The organism is Bacillus sp. FSL K6-2944 (assembly GCF_038005385.1).
GTDB lineage: Bacteria > Bacillota > Bacilli > Bacillales > Bacillaceae_G > Bacillus_A > Bacillus_A cereus.
Map to the genome: position 1 here is coordinate 783,537 of NZ_JBBOTE010000001.1, position 21,239 is coordinate 804,775.

Sequence of the window (21,239 nt, forward strand, 5' to 3'; positions counted from 1 at the left end):
ATTCTTTGTAATTTTAATTGCGGCTGTGTCTATTATCGGAGGCATGTCTTATCAAACAGCCAAAAAGAATTTTGAATCGCAAATTAAGAGTAGTGCCAACGACAATATAAAAATACTGGATAATTTAATCAATCAAATGATTGATGCAAAATTTAATGATGTGAATAATTTTGCACGGGTGATTCAGGGGAATATGTATCAAGGAGATAATCAGGATGAATTAAGAAAAATGTTATCTCAATATATAAATTTAAATAAAGATATTGAACAAGTATATGTTGCCGGAAATGATAAAAAATTTGTACAAGAACCAAATATACAAATGGCAGCAGACTATGATCCAACAGAGCGTTCTTGGTATAAAGATGCGGTTGCAAAACAAGGTGGTATTGTTGTTACTGAGCCATATAAGGCAAAAGGAAATGGACATATTGTCGTAACAATCGCAAAACAAACAGAAGATAAAAATGGAGTTGTTGCGCTAGATTTAAGTTTAGATAATTTATTAAAAACATCAAAGTTAATTAATATTGGTAAAAAAGGATATGCCTTCATTTTAGATGGAAAGCAAAAAATAATTGCTCATCCACAAGAAAAATCAGGGGAAAAAGCGGCTGATTCTTGGGCAAAGAAAATTTATGAAGATAATCACGGTGCTTTTTCATATTCTTATGGCGGTAGTGAAAAGAATATGGTATTTGCTACAAATGTAAAAACAGGTTGGAAAATTGGTGGGACGATGTACTCAAGTGAAGTAATTGAAGCTGCTCAACCTGTATTTTATAATATGTTAATTGTTATGCTTATCTCATTAGTAGTAGGCGGGGCACTTATTTATTTTGTAACACTTTCAATTACGAAGCCTTTAAAGAGATTAGTTGTTACCTCTAAAGAAATAAGCGAAGGGGATTTAACGCAAACAATTGAAATTCATTCTAATGATGAAATCGGCCAACTTGCTAAAGGTTTTAATGAGATGACGAATTCGTTACGGACGTTAATTGGAAGAATTAACGATTCAGCTGGGCATGTTGCAGCGGCATCAGAAGAGTTAACTGCAAGTGTAAGGCAAGCAAGTGAAGCGACTGAGCAAATCACAATCGCAATGGATGAAATATCAAGTGGGGCAACGACGCAAACAACAAGCGTAGAAAATGGCGCTATGTTACTGTTTGATGTAACGGAAGGAATTCAACATGTAGCAAATAGTTCATCATCTATTAATACGGCTTCTGCACATACTCGTGAAAAAGCAGAAGATGGTGGGAAACTAGTAGGAAGAACAGTAAACCAGATGCAGTCTATTGCAGAATCGGTTTCACAATCAGATGCAGTTATACAATTACTAAATAATAAATCAAAACAAATTGGTGATATTTTAGAAGTGATTCAAAATATTGCAGATCAAACAAACCTTCTAGCTCTAAATGCGGCGATTGAAGCCGCAAGAGCCGGTGAGCATGGAAGAGGTTTCGCAATTGTTGCAGATGAAGTGCGTAAATTGGCAGAGCAGTCTAGCGTATCTTCTAGTGAAATTAGTAAATTAATATGTGAAATACAAGATGATATGGGTAAGACAGTCAAATCTATGAATCATGTAAATGAGGAAGTTCAATCTGGACTTGTTATCGCAAATGAAACGAAGCAAAACTTTGCTGAAATCTTACAATCTACAAATGAAATAGCTAATCAAATTAAGACGATGGTTGAAACGGCTAATGGAATGTCAAAAGGGGCAAATGAAGTATCTATTTCGGTAGGACAAATTGCAATGACAGCACAAAATAATGCGACAAGCACACAAAATGTTGCGGCTTCAGCTGAAGAACAGCTAGCTTCGATGGAGGAAATTGGATCTGCAGCAGGCACGTTATCTCAAATGGCTGAAGAGTTGCAAGGACTAATTGACAGATTTAAAGTCTAATAGAGAACAGACTATCCCCTAGTAGGGTAGTCTGTTTTATTGTGTAAAATCAAATGGAGATGTAAACTTCCTTTATGACGTTTAAAATGGTATTTTGCATAATGTTTGTCGAAAAATAGAGGTATTTGTTAGCTTTGTGTATAATTATTAACGTATAGAATACAAATAAAAGGAGAGTATTATGGGAGTGTATTGGGGGACAAAAAGACATTCTTGGCTTAGTTACGTCTCATTTTGGCTAAGTATTTCATTTTTTATTGTTTTTCTAATTGAAGTGTTTATATTAAAAACACTTTCGAATAGCTCGGTGCAAATTGTTAAATATTTTTATTTTATATTTGTACCAGTAAATATTTTTCTTAGTTTAAAGTTACTATTTAAGAAGAATGAAAAGAAAGCGTTACCTATTTTTAGTTTCATTGTCTCATTATTATTTGCAATTTTAATAATCGTATTAGTTTTAGCAGCTATAGGGAAGGTCTTTTGAGGGGAGTGGTATAAGTCACTCTCCTTTTTTATTTGTGGTAGTCTTACTATATATAAAAGTGTGAATGCTGTGAGCTAATAAAAGCAGAGAGTAGACAATATTTGCATGGATTAAAGTCTGTCGTTATTTGAACTTGTAAGAGTGTATGGAGTAATGAGGTAATATACATAATAATGGAGATAGAATTAGTTATTTTATAAGTATGTATGAAGCAAATGAATACGGTAAGAACGTTGATATATGGTACAATAGCTATGGATAGTGATAGAGATAAAGGGTATATAAAATACTCATCGTTTTTTAGTAAGAGAGGGGTTATCTTATGCTATACGAGGATTTGGAGACATTATTTCAAACAGCTCCGAAAGAAGATAGAGGCGGATGGAAATATATAATCCAAGAACAAAATAATACATTTAAAATTGTTGATGAAATACTGAAAAATCAAATGAGTGTCGAATTATATTTTAATGAATACGATGAGGTGAAAATCACTTTATATAAAGATGGAATTCCCATTACAACTATGCAAAGAATTGCGATTTCAAAAGTTGAATTAGACGAAGATGAAGAAGGTATTCAATTTGTTTTAGAGCGCATGCCTAGTCGAATGATTCGGTTGCAGTTAAAGCCATATTTAGCATTAGAAATGGGACCGTACTGGGAAGTATGTGATGATTGTGAATGAGCATAAAAAAGCATCCAATAACATGGATGCTTTTTTATGTTTTTTGAAGTTGTTTAAACGCAATGATTGGCAGTATAACAATACTTACCCATCCGATGATAGGATATAGAATGTGAAGTAAGTCACTGTAACCGATGTAGCTAAAGCAATAACTAATTAGTAAAATGAAGAAAATAATATTGTTATTTTTCCACCCAGTAATAGATTGCATCTGTTTTGTCATTCCGAACACATTACCAACTAAAGTTGTGAAAACTTCACCGAAAATAATGAGAACGAAAAAGAAGTGAAAAGTTGCATTAAATCTTCTTATGACTTCAGCCATTGGGATGTTATATTGGTAAAATTGATCGACTGATAAGATTGCTAAATGGCTGCATAATAAAATTAAAGAAAGTCCAGCACCACCCAAAATCCCACCCCAAAAAATAGCTTTTCGATCTCTTACTTCACTGGCTAATGGGACGAGAACACTTTGGGCGAGAGAAAGATTTAAGGCGACATATGTAATAGGGCTAGTAATCCATTTCATATTCCAGTTCTCTGCAGGAATAGTGTTATTAATGGAAGGTGTACCGTGAAAAAAGGTTGTAATAGCAAGTCCGATAATAAAAATCATCATAATAGGTACGACAAGTGTATTTACTTCAAAAACACCTTGTAATCCGCGGCTACTTATAATAAGACAAGCGATAACTGTAATAAGAATACCGAGTTGTCTTGGTAAGCGAAGTTGCTCTTCAAATACTGCACCAGCCCCTGATAACATAACGCTCGTTACGCCGAATAAAACGAGTAATAATAATGTGTTTACAACATTCCCAAATACATCCCCAAATAAATATTTGTTAAATTCTTGCGCTGAAAATGCCCCGATTTGTGATGAAAGTAACATCATCTTTGTGCCAAGCCAAATAAAAAAAAATCCACTTACACATATGCCAATTGTCCCGTATAATCCATTCACTGTGAAAAATTCAACAATTTCTCGTCCAGTAGCAAATCCAGCTCCAACGACAGTTCCGATATAAGTAGCGGCTACTTTCTTTGCTACTTGCCATTGTTGATTGTCCATGTTATCCCTCTTTCTACTATGATGAGCTTGATGTACTATTATGCATATGTATGAGCTTGGACAATTAGACGTATGAAGTGTTTGAAAAAATACATGAATTTAATGATATTAGGGAAGCATTAAAGGTGTTAAAACTTTGTTACATATAAGCCAATTGTTCGAAAGGAAAGGGAATGTATGGTAAAATGTAATTAGGTTATTAAAAGATAAACATTACAAAATGATAAGAGGAGTGATTGTATGAGTACGAAAACAAATGTTGTTGAAGTATTAAACAAGCAGGTAGCAAACTGGAATGTGTTATATGTTAAACTACATAATTATCACTGGTATGTGACAGGGCCACACTTCTTTACATTACATGAGAAATTTGAAGAGTTTTATAATGAGGCTGGAACGTATATTGATGAGTTAGCAGAACGTATTTTAGCTTTAGAAGGTAAACCATTAGCGACAATGAAAGAATATCTCGCAACATCTAGTGTCAGCGAAGGGACAAGCAAAGAATCTGCAGAAGAAATGGTGCAAACATTAGTGAATGATTATTCTGCACTTATTCAAGAATTAAAAGAAGGTATGGAAGTTGCAGGTGAAGCTGGTGATGAAACATCAGCTGACATGCTGTTAGCAATTCATACAACATTAGAACAGCATGTATGGATGCTAAGTGCATTCTTAAAATAACGATAAATATAATAGAAACCCATTGAAAAATTATTTCAATGGGTTTTTTTATGATTTTTCAGTTTTCTTTTATGCTATAATATAGTAAAAAGGAGGCGATGCGATGTTTCGCTTTTTCAGAACTGGAAAAGAAGAGCGGGAAATTACGAAAGATGAATTAGAACAAGCGATGGCTCAGTTTTTAGAAACGAATGCTAATATCGTTTATACAGTATTAGTAAATGAAGATTATACAGTAAATTATGATTTGTTAAAACCGTATTTACCTGCATTTCCAACAAATGATTTTCTCATAACGAAGGAAACGCTTGAGGTATTTGAACATACAGCAGAAAATTTAAGCCTAGTGAAAGAAATTGATGTCGTACAAAAAGCAGTAGACCAATACGTAACAGAAAAAGAAATGTTCCCAATTGTTGAAGGTAGCGAAGATCGCCTCATATGCGGAATGAAGCTAGGACCTTACTTAAATCGTAGCTTAAAAAGAGACTTATATATTTCAGAAAAACATTATTTAGTTTCAAGTAAACCAGATAGAAAAAAACAAAAGAGCGGGTAGATGTAATGAAAACAACAATACATATATTGTTGTCTTTTTTTGTTTGTTAAAATATTGATTTTTCAGTCTATTATTATTTATACTAAATGTATTGGACAGGGAAGAGTAACTATTAAGCATCATTTTGAGAATAAGGTATTGTTAGCGTGGGTTATACAAAGTGGTATAAAGATTCGCAAAAAATATTATAAAAGGTTTCGGGGGAATTGGTACATGAAAAATAGCATGACTTACATTCAATTATTAAATGAAACGTTACGTTGTTATGCAAATAAAGGAAGTTTTGAAGCGTACAATTATATAATGGAAAACGCTACAGGTGTAATAGGGAATGAGGCGCAAATATATAATTTTAAGTATGCACTCGCAAGTGCATCGGGACTTGAAAAAGAAGCATTACATTTAATGAGAGAGGCCATTATAGAAAAGGGATTCTGGTATGGAAATGAGTATTTAATTTCCGACGAAGATTTAAAATCACTACATAAATTTGAAGAATTTCATACAATGGTGCAATTATGTAAAGAAAGAGAAGAATTAGCACATAAAAAGGAAAGACCAGATGTGAAATATATATACAGCAAGAAAGAAGGAAATCTACTACTTACATTGCACGGTGACCAAGAAAATATTCAAATAGTAGAGCCATATTGGAAATCAGTTTTGACACAAGATTACACGTTAGCTTTACCACAGTCTTCACAAATTCAGTTTTCAGATGGATTTGTTTGGGATGATATAGAGAGAGGGAAAGAAGAATTAAAAGGGCATTACAATAAGTTTATAGAAAACCATACAGTAGAAAATGTAATCATTGGTGGTTTTTCTGCAGGGGCAAGAGTAGCTTTATATACGATTTTGCAAAAAGATATAGAGGTTGATGGTTTTGTTTTTATGGCACCATGGCTTCCCGAGATTGAAGAATGGGATGAGTTGCTAAGAGTGCTGCAGGATAAACATATAAAAGGATATATAGTATGCGGGGATCAAGATGAAGATTGTTTCGAATACACGCAGCAATTTGTACAACTATTAAGAGAGAAGAATATAGAACATAAGTATAAAGTTGTGCCTGACTTAGATCATGATTATCCTATTAACTTTGAAGAGCTATTAAAAGAAGCTATTGAATATATAGGAAATGAAAACAATAAGTAGTAAGAAAAAGAGATGCATCATATGTGATGCATCTCTTTTTAGAATTATAAATTAAAAGCATTTGCTAATAAGCGATAAGACTTTAATTTATGTTCAAATTGATGAGTAATCGTGACAATCATAAATTCGTCAGTATTGTATGCTTTGCTTAAGTTTATTATTTTTTCTTTTACAGAAGACGGATCACCAACAATCATACGTTGACGATTTTCTTTTATACGGAATAAATCATAAGCGCTGTATGAATAATTTTGAGCAGTTTCAATAGAAGGTGTACCAGTAGTTCGTTTTCCTTGCTCTAATAATAAGATTGATAAATCTAAACTAGAAGCAATTTTTTCCGCTTCTTCATTTGTTTCTCCGCATATAACAAAAATGGCAACGATTGAATTAGGCTTATCTCCTAAAAATGAAGGCTGATATTGTTCTTGGTAAGCCCTCATAACTTCAGGGCCTCCGAAGCCATTAATAAATTGCGCAAATGCGAAAGAAGCTCCGTTGTTTGCAGCAATTTTAGCGCTCTCTCCGCTAGAACCGAGCATCCACATTTCAGGAGACGTTGGGATAACTGGAGTGGCTTTTAAGTTTGCATAGTGATGGTTTTCTGGTACTTGATCATGTAAGTACATTGCAACATCTGCAATTTGTTCTGGATATTGATCAAGTGAGACCATTTTCCCTTCTTGAAGTGCGCGAGTTGCTATTGGCATACCACCAGGAGCTCTACCAACACCGAGATCGATACGATTTGGATACAGTGCTTCTAAAACGCGGAAATTCTCAGCGACTTTATATGGGCTATAATGCGGTAACATAACACCACCTGAACCGACTCTAATACGGTCCGTTTTCGCGGCAATATGAGAAATAAGTATTTCTGGACTTGAACCAGCTAAGCTTACGGAATTATGATGTTCGGATACCCAAAAACGTGTGAATCCGAGTTTTTCAACTTCTTGTGCAAGCGTAACTGTATGTGAAAAAGCTTGGGCTGCTGTGCTACCATCTGAAATAGGTGATTGGTCTAATACACTTAACTTGATCATAGAATATACCTCTCAATCTTAATGTACATCCTATTATATATTTACTTATGAAAAATGCGTAGTGAAATGCTCAAAATGAAAAGTGGATAATCCTATTTCCGCTTTTAACGAGAAAATCCGCGTTCATAATGATTCATTTCGACCAGATTTAAAATATATTCATAGTTGTCAATTTCACATTTTAGCTGTTCACGTTCTTTTTCAGATAGTGTCATATTGCTAAGTTTTTTACATAAGTTTTGTTTCTTTAATTCTAAATGTTTTTTTGTAGCATCGTAGTCATAAGTATGTTTCATTTTTAACCACTCCTTCTTTGTAGTTGCTATATTATACGAAGTATAAAGAAAAGTGAGATCTGTCTCTTATGTACTTTTAGTGAATATTCAAATTGCAATGGTGTTATGTTTATGGGGATGTATGAATAAAATGCACTAAACCACTAACGTCCATTTGATGAAGTAAGGGGTGGAATTGTGCAGAAAGATATAATGTATAACACTGAAATGGATGAAGCGTTAAAAGTTATAGATAAAGGATTGAAGAAGACGATAAGCCCAAAACAAATTATTGTAGTGGGAGCTGGTATGGCTGGGTTAGTTTCAGCTTCTTTATTAAAGGCTGCAGGACATGATGTGAAAATTTTTGAAGCAAATAACCGGGTAGGTGGCCGTATAGAAACGGTTAGAATGGAAGATACCGGATTATATTTAGATGTTGGAGCAATGAGGATTCCATATTCGCATACATTAACGATGACATATATAAGAAAATTTGGGCTACAGGTGAGACCTTTTATTAATAGAAATGAGACGGATATTATATACGTAAATGGACGGAAAACGACGTTAAAACAATATGAAAAAGATCCAAGTATTCTAAGATATCCTGTGGAAATGAATGAAGTTGGAAAAACGTCAGAGGAATTATTATTGTTAGCGGTACAGCCCATTATAAATTTTATAAAAAAGAACCCAGAAAAAAATTGGGACGTTGTAGTAAAGGATTTTGGAAGATACTCTACTGGGCAATTTTTAAAGTATCATCCTTATCAGTATAATACTTACTTTTCGCCAGTAACAATTGAGATGATTGGTGTTCTATTAGATTTAGAAGGTTTTTTGGAACGATCGTTTGTAGAGACTTTACGCTTTCTATACATTATGCAAGAGGAGAGCGGATTTTGTGAAATTGTGGGCGGGAACGATAGATTGCCAAAGTCATTTTTACCGCAATTAGAAGAAAATATTATATATAATCAAAAATTAATGAAGCTACATCAACACGATAATGGTGTGACAGCTTTCTATCGGAACGAGGAAACTTTTGAATATAGTAGTATTACAGGAGATTTAGTTATTGTTACCATTCCGTTTTCGACAATGCGTTTTGTAGAAGTAGATCCGTTTGATTCTATATCTCATGAAAAATGGAAAGCAATTCGTGAATTACATTATATGCCTGCGACGAAAATAGGAATTCAATTTAAAAGCCGATTTTGGGAAGAACAAGGACAATTAGGCGGCAGAATTATAACAGATTTGCCAATTCGTTATGCCTATTATCCAAGCTATGGAATTGGGGAGAAAGGACCGGCTATGATGTTAGGTAGCTATACATGGTCTTATGACGCGTTGTTATGGGATGGTTTATCAAAAGGTGATCGTATTTATTACGCATTGCACAACTTAGCAACAATATTAGGTGGTCAAGTGTATGATGAGTTCATATCTGGAATATCAAAAAGCTGGACATTAGATCCGTATGCGCTTGGAGGGTTTGCACTTTTTCAAGCAGGTCAAGAATCTGAGCTGCAACCAGCGATTGTCAAACCAGAGGGGAGAATATTCTTCGCTGGAGATCATACAACGCTATATCACGGATGGATTCAAGGTGCGATTGAATCTGGAATTCGTGTAGCGTTGGAAGTGAATGAGTAAAAGGTTTTCAATTCAGAAAATTCTTTACTATATAACTTGAGATAGATATTATTATATATAAAAGAAATATAGGGAGTGTTTACAGTGAATCCGTTATTATTCGATTTTCCTTCTGAATTTTATACTGACAGGCTTTTTATTCGAATGCCGAAACCAGGAGATGGTAAAGTTGTATATGATGCAATTCAGGCTTCAATAGAAGAGCTAAAACCTTGGATGGTGTTTGCACAAAAAGAGCAAACAGAGCAAGAAGTAGAAGAAAGTATTAGAAAATCACATATTCAATTTTTGCAACGTGAGGATTTAAGATTACTAGTATTTTCGAAAGAAACAGGTGAATTTATTGCTTCAGCCGGATTACATCGTATTAATTGGGATATACCTCAATTTGAAATCGGATATTGGATTGATACAAGGTTTAGCGGAAAAGGCTATATGGTAGAGGCTGCGAAAGGTATAACGGATTACGCTTTTTCTGAATTGAAAGCAAACCGTGTAGAAATTCGTTGTGATTCTTTAAATAAGAAGAGTAGAGCGATACCTGAGAAATTAGGTTTTAAGTTAGAAGGTACGTTAGAAAGTGCGAGTGTTGCGGTAGATGGAAACGGATTAAGGGATATGTGTGTATTTGCCATGATTAGAAATACATATGAAAAAGAAGAGCTGTAAGAAAATAGCTCTTCTTTTTATGCATTATGGTACAGGATGTCCATTAGAGCTTTCGAAAATTGTAAACCATTGTTGACGGTCTAAGTTAACTTTTGTAGCAAGAGCGGCAGTTTTTACGCGATCTAATTTACCAGAGCCAACGATTGGCATCATATTAGCTGGATGAGCAAGTAACCAAGCATACATAACCGTATCGATATTAGAAACACCTAGCTCAGTAGCAACTTTTTGCACAGTTTTGCGTACACGTACAGCACGTTCTGATTGACCAGTAAAGATCTCACCACCAGCAAGAGGTGACCAAATCATTGGATTGATTCGTTTTTCTTGGCATAAGTCAATTGTTCCTTTTTCAAAATGCTCAAGCTGCAATGCAGAAACTTCAATCTGGTTCGTAATAAGTGGGAAATCTAAGTACGAACTTAACATATTAAATTGTGAAGGTAAGAAGTTAGATACACCGAAGTGACGAACTTTTCCTTCTTGTTTTAATTGTGAAAAGGCTTTTGCCACTTCATTTGGATCCATAAAAGGATCGGGACGATGAATAAGTAATACGTCAATATAATCTGTATGTAAATTTTTAAGTGATGCTTCTACACTTTGCATAATATGCTCTGCACTAGTATTGTAGTGAGCCACATATCGCTCTGGAAATTTCGGTGATGGGGGAGCGATTCCACACTTTGTAATAATTTGCATGTTTTCTCGTAAGGAAGGCTTTAATTGTAAAGCTTCGCCAAATAACCCTTCACATGTATATGCGCCGTAAATATCAGCGTGATCAAAAGTAGTAATTCCCATATCCATACAATCTTCAATGAAAGAAAGTAATTCTTGTTTCGTCATATTCCATTCTGCTAAACGCCAAAATCCTTGAATAATACGAGAAAATTCTAGCGTTTCGGCCATTTGAACTCGTTCCATGATAAGTACCCCCTTGATGAATGATTATTATTTTGAAAAGGCTTTCTTACTACATATTATTATATAGTTAGAGGGGCGTACAAACAATAAATATGTTTTGCTAAAAAAATGATTTTCTCTATATGCTATAATGTAGAAACATATAGCTAGAAGGAGATGTACGAAATGATTCCAGTAACAATATTAACTGGTTTTCTTGGATCTGGGAAAACGACATTATTAAATCGTATTTTATCAGAAAATCACGGTAAGAAATTAGCGGTGATTGTAAATGAAATAGGGCAAATTGGCATTGATAATCAGTTGATTATGAATGTGGAAGAAGAAATTATGGAAATGACAAATGGCTGTTTATGCTGTACTGTACGTGAAGATTTACTCGTTGCTTTAAAACAGTTACTGGACGTAAAAGCGGAAGGGAAAATGGATTTTGATGGTTTAGTAATTGAAACGACTGGCCTTGCAAATCCAGGCCCGATTATTCAAACATTCTTTTTAGATCCAGTCATTCAATCTGCTTACCAAATTAACGGTGTTGTAACGGTAGTAGATAGTTATCATATACATAAACATTTTGAAAAAGGATTAGAAGCAAAAGAGCAAATTGCGTTTGCTGATGTCGTTTTAGTAAATAAATTAGATTTAATTGAAGAGAATGAGAAAGAAAATCTCTTGCATGAAATTCAAGGAATTAACCCGACTGCAAGGTTAATTGAGGCGACTAACTGTGAGGTAGATATACCATCTTTATTACAAATCCAAACGTTTAAAACGAAAGATACGTTGCAAATTTACCCTCATAAAGAACATAACCACTTAGAAGGTGTGAAATCATTTGTATTACGTGAAGAACGTCCGCTGGATTTACAAAAGCTTAATGAGTGGATGTCAGCTGTCGTTCAAGAGCTAGGGGAATATTTATATCGTTACAAAGGAATTTTATCGATAGATGGAGTAGATAAACGTATCGTTTTCCAAGGTGTACATACGTTATTTGCTGCTTCGTACGATAGAGAGTGGCAAGAGGGAGAAGAGCGAGTAAGTGAAGTAGTTTTTATCGGAAGAGATATTAATAAAGAGTGGTTCCAAGAACATTTCGAGGAGTGTGTGAAATAAGTCTGCGTAAATTGCAGGCTTATTTTTTTATGAGCATTCTATTAGATTGTAGAACAGAATTAAATAAGGAAAAGAAACTAAAAAATGATAACTGTATAATAAAAAGCCTGTTTTCACAGGCTTGTATTTTCGTCTATTAGTAACTCCATTACAACACCTACAACTGGACCTTCATCATCAATATCCCCATTTAAGCGGAAACCAAATGATTCATACAGTCCCATTGCAAGTTTGTTGTCTGGATGTAAACTTAAGTAAATTATTTTGCATTCAAATTTTTCTTGTAAGAATTGAATGAGTAAGCGAAGGAAACGTTTTGCGTATCCTTTTCCTTGATATTGTTGGTCAATCATAAAGCGATCGAGCCATACACTTTTATGTTTTACTGAATACCATCCATACATTGCGTATCCTACAAGTGTTTCTCCATCATATAAACCTACTGACGTTCCGTTTCCTTCATATAATGATTCTGCTAAAGAAAACGCGTTACTTTCAATAAATTGTTGCTGATCTTTTGCGACGTCTAAAGCAACTACTGAACGCCAATTTTTTGCTGTTACTTCACAAATGTGAAGATTCATAATTCCAACTCACCTTCTAAATTAATATAGCTTTCAAGCTAATATGGATAATTTTACTTGTTATTTTGGTCAAGTCAAGGATAAATAGATAAAAAGGCAGCTGAATAACAGATTCAGCTGCCTAGAAAATATAATGGATTAGTTTGTTGCTTCTTTCAATGTATTTACGTTTTCTTCCATTAAAGTGAAGTAATCTTTATTATTTTTTGCATCATCTTCAGAAATAGTAGCTAAGTGATTTAAGCGTAAAACTTTTGTACCAGTTTCTTTTTGAATTACGGATGCTACTTTTGGAGTAGAGAACGTTTCGAATAAAATATATTTTAGATTATGTTCTTTTACTGTTTTTGTAATGTCAGCAAGCTGCTTTTGAGATGGTTCATCAGAAGCTGAAATTCCAGCGATAGGAATTTGTTTTAGGCCGTATCGTTGTTCCCAGTAACCATAGGCAGCATGAGAAACTAAAATTTCTTTCGTTTTTGCGTTCGCTACAGCTGCCTTAAATTGATCGTCTAAATCAGTAAATTTAGTTTGAAGTGCTGCAAAGTTTTTTTCGAATTCTTTTTTATGTTCAGGTTGTAATTCTACAAGTGCATTTTTAATTTTTTCTGCCTGTTTCATTGCTAGAGTAGGATCTAACCAAACATGTGGGTCTTTATCGTGATGATGTTCATCTTCTTTATGGCCATCTCCATGATCATGATGCTCTTCTTCAGTAGAAGCACGAAGCTCAATACCTTTAGATGCATTTACAATTTTAACATTTTCTTTTTGTAATGTTTTTTCCATTTTTTCAGCAAATGGTTCTAATTCAGCGCCGTTATAAACAAATAAATCGGCTTTTGCAACTTGTACTGTTTGTTTTTGACTTGGTTCAAATGTATGTGAATCTGCACCAGGTGGGTAAATTGCTTCAACATTTACATAGTCGCCACCAATTTTCTTTGCGAAATCAGCAAGTGGGAAAATCGTTGTATAAACTGTTAGCTTTCCATCTTTCTTGGCATTACTTTCTTTTTTATTTGAGCAGCCAGCGAAAATTAAGGTAAAAATAAGTAAGAATGAAAATATAGTCAATCTTTTAGGCATGAAGTTCTCCTCTTTTCTTTTTTACGGATATATTTTCCCCAATTATAGAAGAAAAATATCATTTTAATACAAAACGGAATAATTACGTTTTAGTTTGCGAACTTAGTATAATACATCTTTAATAAAGTTGCAATAAATAATAATCATTCCGATTTGTTTTTGTTATAAAGTTGTCAAATATAGGTGTATTATTTTTGCAAATGCATGCATATTTGACAACGCTGTTTTCATATATTGAAAAGGAGGTAAAGAGGGGGATGAGCGCTTGGGTTACTTAATGGAAGCTATTTTATTAATATTAGCGGTAGTATTGCCATTATCTTTCGTATTAATTTTTTTAAGAAGATTAATAAGTAATTTAGGGGACGCTACAACAATAACGAAATTACAAGAGAGAGATGAGAAAAAAGAGTGAGTAAAGCACTATGCGTACGCATAGTGTTTTACTTGTGGTAAAATAAGAGCAGGAAACTCCTAAAGGTTGTATTTTATTGAAGGAGAGAAAAGTAAAATAAGAGGTATATGCATATATGAATAAGCGAACAGCGTTAATACTTGGTGCAAGTGGTTTAGTTGGACAAGAGATAACGCGTCTATTACTTGAATCAGATTACTACGATTCGGTTACTATTTTTGTAAGAGAGCCAATGCAATTGCAACATGAGAAGTTACAGCAGAAACAAGTTGATTTTTCGGTATTAGAGGAATATAAAGAGTTCTTTGCTGTGGATGATGTTTTTAGTTGCTTAGGAACAACAATAAAAAAAGCAAAAACAAAAGCAAATTTTAAAAAAGTAGATTATGAATATACGTTACGAGCTGCTTGTTTAGCTGAAAAACAAGGGGTACAAAATTTTCTTGTCGTGTCTTCTATGGGAGCGAATCCTAAATCATTTTTCTTTTATTCACAAGTGAAAGGGAAAATGGAAGAAGAATTGCAAAAGTTAGTGATCGGTGGTATTCACATTTTTAGACCATCATTATTAGTAGGAAATCGACAAGAATTTCGTTTCGGCGAACAAATGGCTGAAAAGTTATCTCGTATTATTCCTTTTATCTTTAAAGGGGCTTTCAAAAAGTATAAACCAATTTCAGCTAAAGATGTGGCGAAAGGGATGTATATAACCGCGCTGCGAGAAGAATCGGGTATCCATACTTATAATTCAAATGAAATTACAACGATAGAATAAATAAAACCGAGAAGAATGACTTCTCGGTTTTATTTATTCGTATGAATTTTCCCTGGCGCTCGCTCATATTGATACGGTTCTTCTAACTCAAAGCCAAGTTCATTGGCGGCTATTCGTGGAAAGTAAGGATTGCGAAGTAACTCACGTCCGATAAAAATTAAATCTGCTTCGTTATTGTTTAAAATTTGCTCTGCTTGTACTCCGGTCGTAATCAATCCAACTGCACCAGTTGCAATGTTAGCATGCTCTTTAATATGTTTAGCATATTGTACTTGATACCCAGGATAAACATCGATACGTGCAGGGACAACAGCTCCAGAGCTACAATCGATTAAATCTACTCCTTGTTCTTTCATCCATTTTGTATACTGAACATAATCTTGAACTGTTAACCCTTCAGGATGATAATCATTTGCTGAAATACGGACAAATAACGGTCCGTTCCAAACTTCATTTATCGAGTCAATGATTTCGCGTAAGAAACGATAGCGGTTTTCAGGTGAGCCGCCGTATTCATCCGTCCGTTTATTAGTAAGTGGTGATAGGAATTCATTGATAAGGTAACCGTGAGCGCCATGTATTTCAATAACATCAAATCCAGCTTGTTTTGATCGTACTGCAGCTTGCTGAAAAGCTAATACAGTATTTTTAATTTGGTGTTTGCTCATTTCTATTGGCATTTTCATTGTTTCATTAAATGGAATGGCTGAAGGAGCTAACGCATCTGTTTCTAATTCTGCTTTTCTTCCGGCGTGAGCGAGTTGAATGGCAGCTTTTGCGCCGTTATCATGTATAAAAGTAGTCGTTTTATGTAAGCCTTCAATTAGGTTGTCATCCCAAATACCTAAGTCTTTGTTAGAAATTCGTCCTTCAGCTAACACCGCAGTTGCTTCAACCATAACTAAACCTACTTGGCCAGCAGCGCGAGTTCCATAATGAATGAGATGAAAATTCGTAACGCTGCCATCCTCATTCCCCGATGAATACATACACATAGGCGACATAACGATACGATTTTTTAGTGTAACGTTCTTAATTGTATAAGGTGAAAAAAGCTTGGAATTCATCAAATAGCCTCCTTGATTGAATTTTCTTATATTTTACCATTCTCTTTTTTGTTTCTCTAATAAAACGCTTATACGAAAAATTTTGTATATTCGTGTTACAATGACTAATATGAACTGAATTGGAGGATGGCATATGTACCAGGCTTATTATGAAAGCGAAGTAGGTTTGCTTGAAATTACAGCGAATCAAGAAGGAATTACGTCTGTTATATTTGTTGATGAACGAGAAGAAGAAAATAAAAATGAAATGATAGAACAATGTATAAATGAGTTAGATGAATATTTTAAAGGGAAAAGAAAAGAGTTTACGGTCCCGCTGTCTGCGGAGGGAACAGCATTTCAAAAAAATGTATGGGATGCACTTTATACTATTCCATACGGCGTAAGTGCTTCATATTTAGATATTGCAGAGAAAGTTGGAAATATAAAAGCTGTACGGGCAATAGGAGGGGCAAATAGTCGGAATCCAATTTCAATAATTGTTCCATGTCACCGTGTAATAGGAAAGAGTGGAAAGCTTGTTGGATATGCTGGTGGTTTATGGAGGAAAGAGTGGTTATTAAAACACGAAGGAATTTTGAAATGACGTATGGATGGGAAGAGGGATTGTTTTGAAATGTATAAATTGTGGGCAACCTTGCGAGGAGGAACAGTTAAATTGTGCAAGTTGTCAGCGAAACTTGGATAATGAACAAGAGGAAGGTAGCTCGTTAATAGATAAAGAACTGGAAGTATATGTAGGGAGACAATATCCGTATTACAAAAGGAAATGGGATCTTGAGAATAAGCGGATTGCTAGGTGGAGCTGGAATGGTTGGGCTGCTATTTTCAATATAGGCTGGCTAGGATATCGTAAGTATTATGTACCAGCTGCTTTATTTATGTTGTTATTAGTAGCGTGTGATGCATTTTCGTATTATATGGGATTTAATGTAGCGTTGCCAATCATTAATATGGTGCCTCTTACGTTTTTATTACTCATTTTTATTCTGTTTGGAATGGGGATTTTTGCAAATGGATTATACTATCAATTTGCGGAAAGACGTATATACCGAATAAAAGCAAGAGAAATAAAAGATAAATCAGTTGAAAACTATCTAATCAATGATAGCGGCGGAACGAGCAAAATGGGAGCGACAATTGTTACTATTTTAGCAGTTGCTAGCATATTTTTTAGTCATTTCTTTTTTCCGACTGATCGAGACGTTATTCAAAAGGTTCGTACAAGCTCGCTTTATGAATATCCTTTCTTTTCAATAGGTGAATCTTTCGAAAATTATTTTCAAAATTCAGGTTGGATATATTATCGTGGAACGGAAGGGTTAGAATTAGTAGAATTCCAAGGGTATAACACCGGAACGCCAAGACAAAAGGTGAAGATTCAATTTGTTGTCGATTATAAATTAGGTGAAGTGGAACCATACTCACTTATGGTTAATGGTGAATCTAAAACTGAAGAAGAGTTTTTGAAGCTGATGGAAGAAATATTTAAAGTTCAAAATCCATTTGATATAGAGGATGGATTACAAGTAAATGCTATTCAAGAAAGCGGCTGGAAAGAAATTTCCGATCGCTTTTTTCTATGTTTGTTAAAATAAATATTTAAAATAATCAGAATCTTTTGTATAATGAAATATATTATATAGGATTTAACTTATACATATAGATTGGGGGAAGGAAGAATGAAGAGAAAGACAACAACAATTGCTGCACTTGCGTTAACGACGAGTGTATTGGTTGCAGGATGTGGGAATGGTGAGAAGGCTTCGACAACGAAGAAAGAATCGAATAAGGGAATGGCCGATAAACAAGTTTTAAATTTGCTAGAAACAGCTGAAATTCCTTCAATGGATACATCTAAATCAACAGATTCTGTATCTTTCCGTGTATTTGTAAATGCAATGGAAGGTTTATATCGTCTAGATAAAGATAATAAACCAACACCAGGTATGGCAAAAGATGTGAAGATTAGTGAAGATAAAAAGACATATACATTTGAATTACGTGATGCGAAATGGTCAAATGGTGATCCAGTTCGAGCACAAGATTTTGTATATGCATGGCAACGTACATTAGATAAAGCATTAGCGGCAGAATATGCATTCATTTTATTTGATGTGAAAAATGCACAGAAAGTAAATAAAGGTGAATTACCAGCAGATCAATTGGGTGTTAAAGCGAAGGATGATAAAACGTTGGTAGTAGAATTAGAGCAACCAGCACCTTATTTTCTTGAGCTTACGTCGTTCCCTACATTTTTCCCATTAAATGAAAAATATGTGAAAGAGCAAGGAGATAAATACGGATTAGAAGCAGATAAATTATTATATAATGGACCATTTACAATGAGTCAATGGAAACATGAACAAAATTATCAGTTGAAGAAAAATCCTAATTATTGGGATAAAGATACTGTAAAATTAGACGAAATTAATGTAAGTATTGTGAAGGAAACAAGCACGGGAGTAAATTTATATGATAGTGATCAAGCAGATCGAGTTATTTTAACTTCTGAATTTGTTGATAAATATAAAAAGAATAAGCCAGATGAATTTAAAACGAAGTTAGATCCACGCATATATTTCTTACGTTTTAACCAAAAAAATGCAACATTTAAAAACCAAAAAGTACGTGAAGCGATTGATTTAGCATACGATAAAAAAGGAATTGCTGATGTCATTCTAAATGACGGTTCATTGCCAGCATATTTCTTAGTACCTGAAAAATTCACGACAGGTCCGGATGGAAAAGATTTCCGCTCTGTAAATAAAAACTTCCGTGATAGTAAAGATAATGCAGAGAAAGCAAAAAAATTATGGGAAGAAGCGAAGAAAGAGCTTGGTCAAGATACAATTACGGTTGAATTACTAAACGATGATAACGGTAGCCGTAAAAAAGTGGGCGACTTTATTAAGGAAGAACTAGAGAAAAACTTGCCTGGTATTAAAGTGAATTTGAAACAGCAACCATACAAGCAGAAGCTAGATTTAGAAAAGAAATTCCAATATGAATTCTCATTATCTGCATGGAGTCCTGATTATCCGGATCCAATGACTTATATTGATATGTTTGTTACTGGAAGCTCATTTAATGAAATGGATTATTCTAATCCGAAGTATGATGATTTAGTAGCGAAATCAAAAGGAGAGCTATTAAAAGATGATAAAGCACGCTGGAATGCACTTGCGGAAGCTGAAAAAATCTTAATTGGTCAAGACGCAGCAATTTCTCCTACGTACCAACAAAGTACAGCTTATTTAGAGAAGCCGTTTGTAAAAGGCATTGCTAACCATACGTTTGGCGGGGACTTCAGTTATAAATGGGCATATATTACAAAAAAATAGTATAATAAAAGATGAGTGAATTTTCGCTCATCTTTTATTTGTATAAGGAGGAATTATAGTTGTTAAGGGGAATCAATCATATTTGTTTTTCGGTATCTAATTTAGAAAACTCTATTATGTTTTATGAAAAAGTATTAGAAGGAGAATTATTAGTTAAAGGAAGAAAATTGGCTTATTTTAACATATGTGGAGTATGGATAGCGCTTAATGAAGAGACGCATATTTCGAGAAATGAGATTCATCAATCTTATACGCACATTGCATTTTCTGTTGAACAAGAAGACTTTAAATGTCTAATACAGCGATTAGAAGAAAATGATGTTCATATTTTACAAGGAAGAGAACGTGATGTAAGAGATTACGAATCTATATACTTTGTTGATCCTGACGGTCATAAATTTGAGTTTCACTCAGGGACACTGCAAGACCGTTTAAATTATTATAGAGATGAGAAACCTCATATGACATTTTATTAGGGAGGGATAGCATTTGCATGCACTTGTAATTGGTGGAACAGGAATGCTAAAGAAAGTTTCTATGTGGTTTTGTGAGAAAGGATTTTATGTTTCTATTATCGGGCGAGATGAAGTGAAATTAGAAAATGTTAAGCGAATGAGTTCTGCACCAGAAAATATTACATGCCTTTCGTTAGATTATCATAATGATGAAGATGTAAAGCTAGCTATTAAAAGTACAATTAAGAAAAATGGCCCAATCACATTAGTTGTTGCATGGGTACACACAAGTGCAAAGCATGCACTATCAAATATTTGTAAAGAACTAGATTTGTCGTCTAAAACATATAGTTTATTTCATATTTTAGGTAGTAAAGCATCACGTATGCCTGCACAAAAAATAGGGAGTACGCGATGTATTTATCATAGAATTATTTTAGGTTTTATTTTAGAAGATACATATGGAAGATGGCTTACTCATGAAGAGATAGCTGATGGAGTTATAAAAGGGATTGAAAGTAAACGAGCGGAGTGGATTGTAGGGAGAGTTGAACCGTGGGAATTACGACCAACATGGTGAGGGGGAGTAAGAAATGAAAACAACTATATATGTAACAAGGCATGGTGAAACAGAGTGGAATGTAGCGAAGCGAATGCAGGGACGGAAAAATTCTGCTTTAACTGAAAATGGTATAGTTCAGGCGAAACAATTAGGGAATCGAATGAAAGATTTACCAATCCATGCGATCTATAGTAGTCCGAGCGAAAGAACGCTTCATACGGCAGAGTTAATAAAGGGGGAACGTGATATACCCATTATAGCGGATGAGCATTTCTATGAAATCAACATGGGTATATGGGAAGGACAAACAATCGCGGATATAGAAAAGCAATTTCCAGAAGAAGTACATCTGTTTTGGAATGAGCCACATCTTTTTCAGTCAACATCAGGCGAAAATTTTGAGGCCGTTTATGAAAGAGTAATTGAAGGGATGCAGCTTCTTTTAGAGAAGCATAAAGGACAAAACATATTGATTGTTTCTCATGCGGCAGCAGCAAAATTACTTGTAGGGCATTTCGCGGGAATGGAAATAGAAAATGTGTGGGATGATCCATTTATGCATAGTGCCAGTTTGAGCATAATAGAATTTGAAGAGGGTATTGGTAAAGTGAAACAATTTGCAGATATAAGTCACTTTCAATAAATGTAAAAAAGGCCGCAAAACGGCCTTTTTTGGGT

The 21,239-nt window shown here is 34.3% G+C and carries 24 protein-coding genes and 1 pseudogene; 18 read left to right on the forward strand and 7 right to left on the reverse strand.

Annotated elements, in window-relative coordinates:
• Positions 1 to 43: 43 nt before the first annotated feature.
• The 4 genes and pseudogenes from MHH55_RS36365 to MHH55_RS04070 all read left to right on the forward strand — a co-directional run.
• Positions 44 to 982: pseudogene (locus MHH55_RS36365) on the forward strand (HAMP domain-containing protein); the annotation flags it as partial.
• A gap of 123 nt (positions 983 to 1,105) precedes the next feature.
• Positions 1,106 to 1,924, forward strand: a complete 819-nt coding sequence (locus tag MHH55_RS36370; RefSeq protein WP_406741423.1) for a methyl-accepting chemotaxis protein — start codon at positions 1,106 to 1,108, stop codon at positions 1,922 to 1,924.
• A 181-nt stretch (positions 1,925 to 2,105) separates the two neighbouring features.
• The gene (locus tag MHH55_RS04065; protein WP_000539569.1) at positions 2,106 to 2,411 is read left to right on the forward strand and encodes a hypothetical protein; all 306 of its coding nucleotides are present in this window, start codon (positions 2,106 to 2,108) and stop codon (positions 2,409 to 2,411) included.
• A gap of 322 nt (positions 2,412 to 2,733) precedes the next feature.
• Positions 2,734 to 3,099: a DUF3979 family protein gene (locus MHH55_RS04070; RefSeq protein ID WP_000965068.1), complete on the forward strand. Its 366-nt coding sequence runs from the start codon at positions 2,734 to 2,736 to the stop codon at positions 3,097 to 3,099.
• A gap of 34 nt (positions 3,100 to 3,133) precedes the next feature.
• Here the strand turns inward: MHH55_RS04070 and MHH55_RS04075 are convergent, their stop codons facing one another.
• Positions 3,134 to 4,174, reverse strand: a complete 1,041-nt coding sequence (locus MHH55_RS04075) for a YkvI family membrane protein (protein WP_000370205.1) — start codon at positions 4,172 to 4,174, stop codon at positions 3,134 to 3,136.
• 240 nt (positions 4,175 to 4,414) lie between these two features.
• On the opposite strand from MHH55_RS04075, the gene MHH55_RS04080 reads away from it, so the two are divergent.
• The 3 genes from MHH55_RS04080 (at position 4,415) to MHH55_RS04090 (ending at position 6,575) form a co-directional block, all read left to right on the forward strand.
• Complete coding sequence (locus MHH55_RS04080; protein ID WP_000105199.1) at positions 4,415 to 4,858, forward strand: Dps family protein; 444 nt, start codon at positions 4,415 to 4,417, stop codon at positions 4,856 to 4,858.
• Positions 4,859 to 4,961: 103 nt separating this feature from the next.
• Positions 4,962 to 5,417 carry a DUF3939 domain-containing protein gene (locus MHH55_RS04085; protein ID WP_000488210.1) on the forward strand — a complete coding sequence of 152 codons (456 nt, stop codon included), beginning with the start codon at positions 4,962 to 4,964 and terminating at the stop codon, positions 5,415 to 5,417.
• Positions 5,418 to 5,630: 213 nt separating this feature from the next.
• On the forward strand, positions 5,631 to 6,575 hold the full coding sequence (locus MHH55_RS04090) for an alpha/beta hydrolase (protein WP_078186769.1): 945 nt from the start codon (positions 5,631 to 5,633) through the stop codon (positions 6,573 to 6,575).
• 44 nt (positions 6,576 to 6,619) lie between these two features.
• Here MHH55_RS04090 and MHH55_RS04095 read toward each other — a convergent pair whose 3' ends face one another.
• On the reverse strand, positions 6,620 to 7,621 hold the full coding sequence (locus tag MHH55_RS04095; RefSeq protein ID WP_000594045.1) for an LLM class flavin-dependent oxidoreductase: 1,002 nt from the start codon (positions 7,619 to 7,621) through the stop codon (positions 6,620 to 6,622).
• Positions 7,622 to 7,725: 104 nt separating this feature from the next.
• Positions 7,726 to 7,917, reverse strand: a complete 192-nt coding sequence (locus tag MHH55_RS04100; protein WP_000683356.1) for a DUF3896 domain-containing protein — start codon at positions 7,915 to 7,917, stop codon at positions 7,726 to 7,728.
• Positions 7,918 to 8,094: 177 nt separating this feature from the next.
• Here MHH55_RS04100 and MHH55_RS04105 point away from each other — a divergent pair, with 177 nt between their 5' ends.
• Both MHH55_RS04105 and MHH55_RS04110 read left to right on the forward strand, forming a co-directional pair.
• Positions 8,095 to 9,558, forward strand: a complete 1,464-nt coding sequence (locus MHH55_RS04105) for a flavin monoamine oxidase family protein (RefSeq protein ID WP_001168121.1) — start codon at positions 8,095 to 8,097, stop codon at positions 9,556 to 9,558.
• 84 nt (positions 9,559 to 9,642) lie between these two features.
• Entirely contained in the window at positions 9,643 to 10,227 is a 585-nt protein-coding gene (locus MHH55_RS04110) for a GNAT family N-acetyltransferase (protein ID WP_078186768.1), read from the forward strand.
• Between the two features lie 24 nt (positions 10,228 to 10,251).
• Here the strand turns inward: MHH55_RS04110 and MHH55_RS04115 are convergent, their stop codons facing one another.
• Entirely contained in the window at positions 10,252 to 11,154 is a 903-nt protein-coding gene (locus MHH55_RS04115) for an aldo/keto reductase (protein ID WP_000442782.1), read from the reverse strand.
• A gap of 165 nt (positions 11,155 to 11,319) precedes the next feature.
• Between MHH55_RS04115 and MHH55_RS04120 the strand changes: the two genes are divergently transcribed.
• Positions 11,320 to 12,270 carry a CobW family GTP-binding protein gene (locus MHH55_RS04120; protein WP_078186767.1) on the forward strand — a complete coding sequence of 317 codons (951 nt, stop codon included), beginning with the start codon at positions 11,320 to 11,322 and terminating at the stop codon, positions 12,268 to 12,270.
• A gap of 113 nt (positions 12,271 to 12,383) precedes the next feature.
• Here MHH55_RS04120 and MHH55_RS04125 read toward each other — a convergent pair whose 3' ends face one another.
• Both MHH55_RS04125 and MHH55_RS04130 read right to left on the reverse strand, forming a co-directional pair.
• Positions 12,384 to 12,854: a GNAT family N-acetyltransferase gene (locus MHH55_RS04125; RefSeq protein ID WP_001048677.1), complete on the reverse strand. Its 471-nt coding sequence runs from the start codon at positions 12,852 to 12,854 to the stop codon at positions 12,384 to 12,386.
• Positions 12,855 to 12,992: 138 nt separating this feature from the next.
• Positions 12,993 to 13,943, reverse strand: coding sequence for a metal ABC transporter substrate-binding protein (locus MHH55_RS04130; RefSeq protein WP_001126150.1), 951 nt, complete (start codon positions 13,941 to 13,943; stop codon positions 12,993 to 12,995).
• A 265-nt stretch (positions 13,944 to 14,208) separates the two neighbouring features.
• Here MHH55_RS04130 and MHH55_RS04135 point away from each other — a divergent pair, with 265 nt between their 5' ends.
• Both MHH55_RS04135 and MHH55_RS04140 read left to right on the forward strand, forming a co-directional pair.
• Positions 14,209 to 14,358: a hypothetical protein gene (locus MHH55_RS04135; RefSeq protein WP_000540932.1), complete on the forward strand. Its 150-nt coding sequence runs from the start codon at positions 14,209 to 14,211 to the stop codon at positions 14,356 to 14,358.
• Between the two features lie 115 nt (positions 14,359 to 14,473).
• On the forward strand, positions 14,474 to 15,133 hold the full coding sequence (locus MHH55_RS04140) for an oxidoreductase (protein ID WP_001042735.1): 660 nt from the start codon (positions 14,474 to 14,476) through the stop codon (positions 15,131 to 15,133).
• Positions 15,134 to 15,162: 29 nt separating this feature from the next.
• On the opposite strand, the gene namA is transcribed toward MHH55_RS04140, so the two are convergent.
• On the reverse strand, positions 15,163 to 16,200 hold the full coding sequence (gene namA, locus MHH55_RS04145) for an NADPH dehydrogenase NamA (protein WP_001086181.1): 1,038 nt from the start codon (positions 16,198 to 16,200) through the stop codon (positions 15,163 to 15,165).
• Between the two features lie 133 nt (positions 16,201 to 16,333).
• Between namA and MHH55_RS04150 the strand changes: the two genes are divergently transcribed.
• The 6 genes from MHH55_RS04150 to MHH55_RS04175 all read left to right on the forward strand — a co-directional run bounded on the left by MHH55_RS04150 (position 16,334) and on the right by MHH55_RS04175 (position 21,204).
• Complete coding sequence (locus tag MHH55_RS04150; RefSeq protein WP_000283910.1) at positions 16,334 to 16,786, forward strand: methylated-DNA--[protein]-cysteine S-methyltransferase; 453 nt, start codon at positions 16,334 to 16,336, stop codon at positions 16,784 to 16,786.
• A 7-nt stretch (positions 16,787 to 16,793) separates the two neighbouring features.
• Positions 16,794 to 17,798: a DUF2628 domain-containing protein gene (locus MHH55_RS04155; RefSeq protein ID WP_002023926.1), complete on the forward strand. Its 1,005-nt coding sequence runs from the start codon at positions 16,794 to 16,796 to the stop codon at positions 17,796 to 17,798.
• A gap of 84 nt (positions 17,799 to 17,882) precedes the next feature.
• On the forward strand, positions 17,883 to 19,544 hold the full coding sequence (locus MHH55_RS04160) for a peptide ABC transporter substrate-binding protein (RefSeq protein WP_000824276.1): 1,662 nt from the start codon (positions 17,883 to 17,885) through the stop codon (positions 19,542 to 19,544).
• 59 nt (positions 19,545 to 19,603) lie between these two features.
• Entirely contained in the window at positions 19,604 to 20,020 is a 417-nt protein-coding gene (gene fosB / locus MHH55_RS04165) for a FosBx1 family fosfomycin resistance bacillithiol transferase (protein ID WP_000943775.1), read from the forward strand.
• Positions 20,021 to 20,033: 13 nt separating this feature from the next.
• Positions 20,034 to 20,579 carry a short-chain dehydrogenase gene (locus MHH55_RS04170; RefSeq protein ID WP_000543107.1) on the forward strand — a complete coding sequence of 182 codons (546 nt, stop codon included), beginning with the start codon at positions 20,034 to 20,036 and terminating at the stop codon, positions 20,577 to 20,579.
• A 13-nt stretch (positions 20,580 to 20,592) separates the two neighbouring features.
• Entirely contained in the window at positions 20,593 to 21,204 is a 612-nt protein-coding gene (locus tag MHH55_RS04175) for a phosphoserine phosphatase 1 (protein ID WP_074555711.1), read from the forward strand.
• The last annotated feature ends 35 nt before the right edge of the window (positions 21,205 to 21,239 follow it).